We start from the raw sequence: 7,995 nt of genomic DNA, 5'->3' as shown, positions 1-7,995 counted from the left end.
GCTGCTTCTTTAACTTCTAATGGGTATGAAATTCGTTTAACCATAAAAATACACCTCCGTTTTCTTCATTTTACACGAATTCAACGGGGGTGTTTTTATATTTGTCTCAACCTATGGGGTCAGTTCATATGATTAATTTCAATAGTTGGTCTTTTTAAATGTTATAAAAGCCGATAATTGTTTTGACTCGATCAATATCCCGTGGTGAGCGAATAATGTAAAGATTTGAATTATGCTTATATAATTTACTTTTAAGCTTAGGGAGTTTTTGAGAAAATTTACGGTTCCATTTTAAAAGCGACTTTGCTCGTTTAGTTAAAAATTTTTTACGTTCTTTTGTTGCATTCTTTCTAGCGGTAATAGCTCTTTTAATCACACGGTATTGCACAATGTATAATGGATAATCTAGAACAATAATAATATCAGCTTCTGTGAAAGTTGCCTTACACCAGTATTGAGCTTGAACACCTTCAACAATCCAACTGTCTTGCTTATTTAATTGAGTGCTGAGCATTCTTTTACGTTTCTTTTTATCCTTTTGTTTTAAAAAAGAGTCTAAGGGAATATTGGAAAAGCCATACTCTTGACTTAGTTCTTTACTTAAAGTAGTTTTACCACTACCAGCATGACCAATAATTCTAATTTTCATATGTCTTTCTCCTATTTCTCTATCTCTTAAAATCGTACATTAAAGGGAGGACAAATGCAAGGGAAAATGACTAATAAGCCATTAATTCAAGAATATATAATAATTAAAAGTCAATAAAAAATAGATCCTTCTGATCAGACTATTGCATATAGATAAGCAAAAATTGAATGAAGTAATAAACCTTGATTTAATAGGTTTTGTGAACGGTTGTCCAGAAAGTGTAAATTTAAAAAGTGCTAATCAATAGTCAATCCGATAAACTATAAATAGAGACAGTGGAAACGATTACTGTGGAACATTTTGGTTAGGGGGAGTTTACAATGAAGTCTATAATTAAGGGAATTATAAGTGTGGCAATGTTGTTTAGTGTTCTGTTCGTTAATGATAAGATTGTTGAATCGGCAATCAACGTTAACCCGTTGCCAGCTGATAAGTTTAGTCAAATTGGTGACATCAAAGATTATAATGGTTTTATTGATGGAGAGCATTCAGCAGACAGTGCAGATACAGAAGGGCCGATTATCATTACAGGTGATTCATTATTTCCTAATGATACAGTTACCTTTACATTTGGTGCCTCATTTCGCCCAGTTAATACGACAGTGGGTGTGCCTTTATTAGATAGCCAAGTTGTTAATGTTTTAACGAATGGCGAAATTAAAAATTATTCTAATGCCTATATCTCTTTTGAAAAGGGAACAGGTGGCCGAGGTTGGGTGATTGGTGATGAAGATATGACTAATTGGTTGACTCAAACGATGGCTCAAGAAATGAGTTTACGGTATTTTATTACTAATCCAAATATGGATGATACGTTAAAACATTTTAGAAGTGAACGAGATATATTAGCAAGTTATGTTGCTAAGGCCGTTTCTAAAACAAGTCAAACTGACAATTGGACACTTCCCGCTTGGGGATCCAATGGTCAATTGCCAAGTCTACCAATTGAAGACTCAGACATCGATTCCCATATGCTTGTGGTCGACTTGGATCAAGCGACTCAATACCACCGGGGAGATGACGGCTTAAATATTAATGGGATTGGAATTCCGACTAGTTTAATTAAAGATGAACGGTACGATACGATTATCTTGAAATCGATGAGAGAAAAAATTGTTTTTTCAGGGGGGACTTTTAGTTCAAGTGGTGAAATAAGTTTAACCGATCCACTGGCAGCGGAATTTGCTCAAAAAATTAGCTATTATTTACCTAATGCCACACAAATTACAAATTATTCCGATAACCGCCAGACAGGGAATCCACCACAATTAGCAGCTAAAATTGATGGCAAAGACAAAGGGGTAGCTAATGATGGGGAAGACTTGTATAAAACGATTAATAACTTAACCTACGGGGCGGCAACAATCGGCAGTGTCTTAGCACCTAAAGCAACTGTTGTCTATTCAGGAGGCAATCTGAACGGTCTAGTGATGGTTAAAGACTTACATCAACGAGACGGGGCTGAATTACATAATTTCCGTGCTAACTGGGTTGATCGAGACTTTGATTTAGAAACAAAAGGCAGTTTAAAATTAATTAAAAAAAGTATTGGTAAAGATGAAGACTTGGCTCTTTTGCCAGGGGCTAAATTTATTATGTATAAAGAAACTGAAGGTGTTAAAGAATACTACGGTTTTGATGGAACGATTGATTACCAATGGTATCAAGAGCGGGAGAAGGCCTATGAGTTTGTGACCGATACTGCTGGTGAAATCTTTATCTCTGGTTTACCAGAAGGTAAGTATTATATGGAAGAAGTTGCTCCCCCAACAGGTCATCAGCCCTTAAATGAAGTCATTGAATTTGATGTGACGAAAGATGTAGTCGCGGAAGAGGCGGTTGTTGAAAAGGAAGTAATTAATCAGCGGACACCCCTAATTACGATTACTGGTGAAAAAATTTGGCAAGACGATGGCAATAGTCAAAATCTTAGACCAGAGTTTGTAACAATTGAATTATATTTGAATGGCCAGAAGATTGCTGAGCAAGTTGTGTCAGCTGCTACTAATTGGAAGTATGTATTTAAAGATTTAGAACAATTTGATAAGGATAATCATTTTAATAATTATACAATCAAGGAAATGATAGTTCCTGATTACGAAAGTGTTATTAGTCGGGATCAGCAAAAAGTTATCAATACATTAAAGGGTGACTTGGAATTAAGTGGTGAAAAACTCTGGGAAGATGATGAAGATCTAAAAGGTGGTCGACCGAAATCGGTAACCGTAGAACTTTTTCAAAACAATGTCAGACAACCAGTCGCTACGCAAGTCGTTGATGCTTCGACTAATTGGCGTTATTCATTTAAAAATTTCCCTCAGTATGACTATCTTGGTAAACTCATTCGTTATCGGGTCGTTGAGAAACTAGTACCAGGTTATGAATCGATATTTGATCCAGGGACGGGCAATATTACGAATAAAGTTATTCCGACAATAGAGTTAGTAGGGGAAAAAACTTGGCAAGATGATGATGATCAGGAAGGGTTGCGACCAGAAACAATCACAATTGAACTTTATCAAAATGGTAAATTTCTCAAAGATACTGTTACCTCGGCGGTTGAAAATTGGCAATATGAATTTAAAAACTTGCTAACTTTTGATTCAACTGGTCAAGCCTATCAGTATACGATTAAAGAAGTTAGTATGCCAGATTATGAAAGTGAAATCAATCCAGAAACCAATCAAATAGTTAATACTTTAGTTGGGAAGACGGAAGTCAAAGGTCAAAAAACATGGTTAGGTGATGGCGGTGAAGAAGGTGGTTATCGCCCTGAAAGTATTATTGTTCATTTGTTGAGAAATGGCACAATCATCAAAGCCATTGAAGTTACCGCTGATAATGATTGGCGATTTGAATTTTTAGATTTGCCTAAGTACGATGAAAAAGGCAAATTGTATCTTTATACGATAAAAGAAGTCGCAGTTCCTAATTATCAAACAAAGTATGATGAAGACGGTTTTGATATTGTTAACGAGTTGAAGCCACTAATTGACATTACTGGCGAGAAAATTTGGCGTGACAATGAAAACAGCGAGAGTTTAAGACCAACAACAATCACCATTGAACTTTATCGTAATGATATTCTACAAAAGGAACTTGAAGTGACTAAGGAGACGGACTGGCAATATGAATTTAAAAACTTAGAAAAATTTGATGACGCTGGGGAACTATATGTTTATAAAGTAGTTGAAAAGAAAGTGACTAATTATTTCTCAGAAGTACTAGCAGATAATCAGAGTATTATTAATACTTTAGTAGGTGAAACGGAAATTTCAGGAGAGAAGATTTGGGATGATAACGAAAATAGTGCAGGTTTAAGACCTAAAGCGATTACTGTTCAGCTTTTCCAAAATGATGAACTCTTTGCCGAAACAGAAGCTAAAGAATCTAATAATTGGCAATATGCCTTTACTGAACTACCGAAGTATGATCAAGATGGAAAATTGTTTGTCTACCGTATTAATGAAGTCAGTGTTCCTGGCTATGTTACGGTTTATAACGATTTTGACATTACGAATACGTTAATACCTGAGACAAGCACGACAGAATCAAGTTCAAGTGAGTCAGAGACAAGTGAAACCACGACAACGACTAGCTCAAGTGAGTCAGAGCCAAGTGAAACCACAACAACGACTAGCTCGAGTGAGTCAGAGCCAAGTGAAACCACGACAACGACTAGCTCAAGTGAGTCAGAGCCAAGTGAAACCACGACAACGACCAGCTCAAGTGAGTCAGAGCCAAGTGAAACCACGACAACGACTAGCTCAAGTGAGTCAGAGCCAAGTGAAACCACGACAACGACTAGCTCAAGTGAGTCGGAACCGAGTGAAACGACAACGACTAGTACAAGTGACTCAGAGCAAAATGAGACAACGACAACGAGCAGTACCAGTGAGTCGGAACCAAGTGAAACGACAACGACTAGCACAAGTGGATCAGAGCCAAGTGAAACGACAACGACTAGTACAAGTGGATCAGAACCAAGTGAAACGACAACGACTAGTACAAGTGGATCAGAACCGAGTGAAACCACGACAACGACTAGCACAAGTGGATCAGAACCAACTGAAACGACAACTAGTGAGACTAAACCAACAATTGGTAGCTCTTCTAGTAGCTCAACGGTAACTTCTACAAGTAACGGGTCAAAATTACCCCAAACTGGTGGAAGTAATAGTAACTTCTTTAGCATTATAGCCGGTGGGATGTTGTTGATTTTAGGTCAAGGGTATTACATATTTAGTAAAAAAGATTAAAGTTAAAAGCAAGTAACTAGCCATTTTTAGCTAGTTACTTGCTTTTTTATTATAATGATTTATTTTGAGGGGTTAAGATTAAAGGGCCTTCATTAGTGATTGCTAAGGAGTGCTCATATTGGGCGCAGTTGCTGCCGTCTATTGTTCGAGCAGTCCAGCCATTATCGTCCATGGACATCCGCCAGCTACCAGTAGTTAACATTGGTTCAATGGTAATAGTCATGCCAGGGGTTAACTTGATGCCTTTACCGGGGAGACCGTAGTGGGGAAAAAATGGCTCTTCATGAATTGTCGGTCCAATGCCATGGGCAATAAAATCTCTCACGACCCCATACCCTAGGCTTTCAGCGTATGTTTGAATGGCATGGCCGATATCCCCGACAGTATTACCGACTTGGGCTTGCTCGATACCTAAGCGCAAAGCTTCTTGGGTAGCAGTCATTAAGGCTTGATTAGCATGAGTAAGCTCACCAACCCCATAAGTCCACCCACTGTCAGAAATGGCCCCCTGGTAATCAACACAAAAATCGACAGTCAGCAAATCGCCATTTTTTAGGCAGTAATCATTTGGGAAACCGTGACAAATTTCATCATTAACACTAATGCAAGTAGCATACTCATACCCTTCAAAACCAATTTGGGCTGGAATCCCACTAGCTGCAATAATCTTTTCGTGAACGAAGCGATCAATCTGATTAGTGGTGACGCCAGGCTGAATAAAGTCTCTTAATTGCCAGTGAATATTTCCTAAGATTGCGCCAGATTCTTGCATTTTAGTAATTTCATTTGGAGATTTTAAAGTGATCAATTAAACACGTCCTTTTTTTATTAGTGAAAATTTAAAATAGTAAGTTAGATATCGGATTTGAATGAATGCCCCGCATTTTAACATATCCGACTAAGGGTTTGTAAACATCGTCATGCATTTATAAAAATAGTATATATTGACAGCTGTTATTCAGGTCAGGGGAAGGTTACTTTGACCTATTAGTATTCATCAATAGTGTCACTTTATTATAAAAAGAACAGATTTAAATAACAAGAAAATTGTATCTAACTAAATGTTAGTTTATAATATGTGATGAAAGGAGTGTTGATCATGAGACATGAAATAACGCATATTCGAATAAAAAGTAATGCAATATCAAGTACAGAAAAAATTTATGAAGTATTATTAGAAAATGGTGAAAGTCGAACGATTGAAACGGTGTTGGCACTTCTTGGAATTGGAGCAAGTTATTATTATTACAATGATAGACATGAAAAAATAGATGTACAGGCCGTACATCCTATTTATAAAAACGCGTATATTCGTTCAGATAATGATTTAGGAATTGGTGATGAATTGTTAAATTTACCTCATTTTTAATCAATATAAGACACAAATAAAAGCTCGTAGCCCTTCATAATTGAGGGCTGCGAGCTTTAAAATATGGTAGCATGGTCTTATCATTTTTGTTGGCTATTCTTAAAAATATAGTTAAGAAAACAGCTACTTTTTATCGTTAGATAAATGATAAGTTAAGGCAGATTGGATGAAAAAAATTAATTCTTTTGTTGGAAGGGGCAGATTAGGATCAATGATCACTGCACGAGTGCCAGAAAATTCAAATACATCACTAAAAAGAGGCTTAATTTGCTCAACGAGTGTTGTTTGGCAATGGACAAACAAAGCTATTTTATCACCAAATGTGAATAATCTGATTGGCGTACCAGTTTTTAATTTAGTACTGTAAGTCGGTTGATTCCACTTTAAACTTTCTTCCAGTTCACCAATTTGAGGAAGGGTGTTTGCAGTGTTTAAAATAAGCTCCCTAATAGCTAGTAGCGCTGTTAGTTGTGTATCTGGAAAGCTGTCATAGACTGCTTTTACATCAGGTTTCATGAAGGTCACCTCTTACTTAGGATTTAACTCTTTTATGTTCAAATTTAGATTAGGAACAATTAACAACAAAAGGATACTAGAGATAATGACACTTTACTAGTAACCGGTTGTATCTAATCTATTCATGTTCGATGTATCAAGTATATCACGGCGTTACGTAAAAAGAAGTTAAAGATTGTTTATTTAATCATTATATTATGAAAAATAGTATTACTTAGAATAATAAAAAGTGATGAACCGCTCATTGCTAAAAGTTAATCAAAGTGTTTGTCTATTATTTTACCACCGTGAAAAAAGAGTTCATAAGTAAGTTTATCGTGAAAAAAAACTTGTTCTACGCCAGAAAATTTATCGAAATTTCCATTTACATTCATTGTGTAAGTATAATCATCTTGTTTAAATAAAAGCTTACCTCTGTAAGGGAGTTCTATACTAGGTGACATGAGAGCTGATTTTAAAAATGAACTTTTGAAGTCAGGATTCAGGACATCGCCGTAATAATTCATGGACCAGATAGGTTCATTTTTATACCACAGGATTTCTTGACCAGAAAATGAATGTGTTCCTAAATAAATTTGTCTAGGGGATAGGAGTTAAAATTGTGATTCTTTAGGATGAAAAAAGCCTAGCAGTTTCAGTAGGCTTAAAGAGCTATCTTTCAGAGTAAGGGTAAGTCATTGCGAAATAAATGACATAGAGCCAGCTAAACATACCATGGAGGATGGCCCAAGGGATGCTTTTCCAAGTAGTAAAGGAAATAATCATAGCTAAGGCGCAACCAAAACTTATTCCTGCTTCCATAAATCTCACCTCGTTAATTTTATTTTTATATGAAATAAGTATATCATAAAAAAAGTAGCGATTATCTGGGGCAGCCTAAATAGTAACAGAGGACATAAAAAAGCTGGTAGCCTTCAACTATAAGGGGATACCAGCTTTTTCAGGCTCTATAATTTAAAGGACTGATGAATAAAATTATTCATCAGCCCTTTTTTAGTTTATTAAAATAAAAAACATGTCGTCCATCTGTTATGATTTAAGCACCACACAAAAAAATACAGAGAGGGACGACACGTTATGTCTAATCATATCAAAAAAATGCTCAGAATTACAGATGAAAATATTTTAGTTTCTAATGTTATAGAAAAAAATATCCGAGGTAATAATTCATTAATCATAAAAGCTTCGTTAACCTATATGCC

The 7,995-nt window shown here is 36.0% G+C and carries 7 protein-coding genes; 2 read left to right on the top strand and 5 right to left on the bottom strand.

Annotation, left to right across the window (positions count from 1 at the left end; all coding sequences use genetic code 11):
* Positions 1 to 154: 154 nt before the first annotated feature.
* Positions 155 to 649, bottom strand: a complete 495-nt coding sequence (locus CBF35_RS14685) for a P-loop NTPase family protein (protein ID WP_126782555.1) — start codon at positions 647 to 649, stop codon at positions 155 to 157.
* A gap of 320 nt (positions 650 to 969) precedes the next feature.
* On the opposite strand from CBF35_RS14685, the gene CBF35_RS14680 reads away from it, so the two are divergent.
* Complete coding sequence (locus tag CBF35_RS14680) at positions 970 to 4,908, top strand: Cna B-type domain-containing protein (RefSeq protein ID WP_126782552.1); 3,939 nt, start codon at positions 970 to 972, stop codon at positions 4,906 to 4,908.
* Between the two features lie 49 nt (positions 4,909 to 4,957).
* On the opposite strand, the gene map is transcribed toward CBF35_RS14680, so the two are convergent.
* The gene (map, locus tag CBF35_RS14675; protein WP_126782550.1) at positions 4,958 to 5,716 is read right to left on the bottom strand and encodes a type I methionyl aminopeptidase; all 759 of its coding nucleotides are present in this window, start codon (positions 5,714 to 5,716) and stop codon (positions 4,958 to 4,960) included.
* A 291-nt stretch (positions 5,717 to 6,007) separates the two neighbouring features.
* On the opposite strand from map, the gene CBF35_RS14670 reads away from it, so the two are divergent.
* Positions 6,008 to 6,277, top strand: a complete 270-nt coding sequence (locus CBF35_RS14670) for a DUF3892 domain-containing protein (RefSeq protein ID WP_170174824.1) — start codon at positions 6,008 to 6,010, stop codon at positions 6,275 to 6,277.
* Positions 6,278 to 6,400: 123 nt separating this feature from the next.
* On the opposite strand, the gene CBF35_RS14665 is transcribed toward CBF35_RS14670, so the two are convergent.
* The 3 genes from CBF35_RS14665 to CBF35_RS14950 all read right to left on the bottom strand — a co-directional run bounded on the left by CBF35_RS14665 (position 6,401) and on the right by CBF35_RS14950 (position 7,594).
* Positions 6,401 to 6,793, bottom strand: coding sequence for a DUF1801 domain-containing protein (locus CBF35_RS14665; protein ID WP_126782546.1), 393 nt, complete (start codon positions 6,791 to 6,793; stop codon positions 6,401 to 6,403).
* A gap of 254 nt (positions 6,794 to 7,047) precedes the next feature.
* Positions 7,048 to 7,368 (bottom strand): DUF5680 domain-containing protein, encoded by a 321-nt coding sequence (locus CBF35_RS15050; RefSeq protein WP_280530468.1) that lies wholly within the window; start codon positions 7,366 to 7,368, stop codon positions 7,048 to 7,050.
* Positions 7,369 to 7,444: 76 nt separating this feature from the next.
* On the bottom strand, positions 7,445 to 7,594 hold the full coding sequence (locus CBF35_RS14950) for a hypothetical protein (RefSeq protein WP_170174823.1): 150 nt from the start codon (positions 7,592 to 7,594) through the stop codon (positions 7,445 to 7,447).
* Positions 7,595 to 7,995 lie beyond the last annotated feature (401 nt).

This window comes from Vagococcus salmoninarum, from assembly GCF_003987495.1.
GTDB lineage: Bacteria > Bacillota > Bacilli > Lactobacillales > Vagococcaceae > Vagococcus_D > Vagococcus_D salmoninarum.
This window is presented reverse-complemented; position numbering and strand designations above follow the sequence as displayed.

Excerpts from the sequence above, each read along its gene's own strand:
- CBF35_RS14680 (WP_126782552.1), top strand. The coding sequence starts at position 970 with ATGAAGTCTATAATTAAGGGAATTATAAGTGTGGCAATGTTGTTTAGT.
- CBF35_RS14665 (WP_126782546.1), bottom strand. The coding sequence starts at position 6,793 with ATGAAACCTGATGTAAAAGCAGTCTATGACAGCTTTCCAGATACACAA.
- CBF35_RS14670 (WP_170174824.1), top strand. The coding sequence starts at position 6,008 with ATGAGACATGAAATAACGCATATTCGAATAAAAAGTAATGCAATATCA.
- CBF35_RS14685 (WP_126782555.1), bottom strand. The coding sequence starts at position 649 with ATGAAAATTAGAATTATTGGTCATGCTGGTAGTGGTAAAACTACTTTA.
- CBF35_RS14950 (WP_170174823.1), bottom strand. The coding sequence starts at position 7,594 with ATGGAAGCAGGAATAAGTTTTGGTTGCGCCTTAGCTATGATTATTTCC.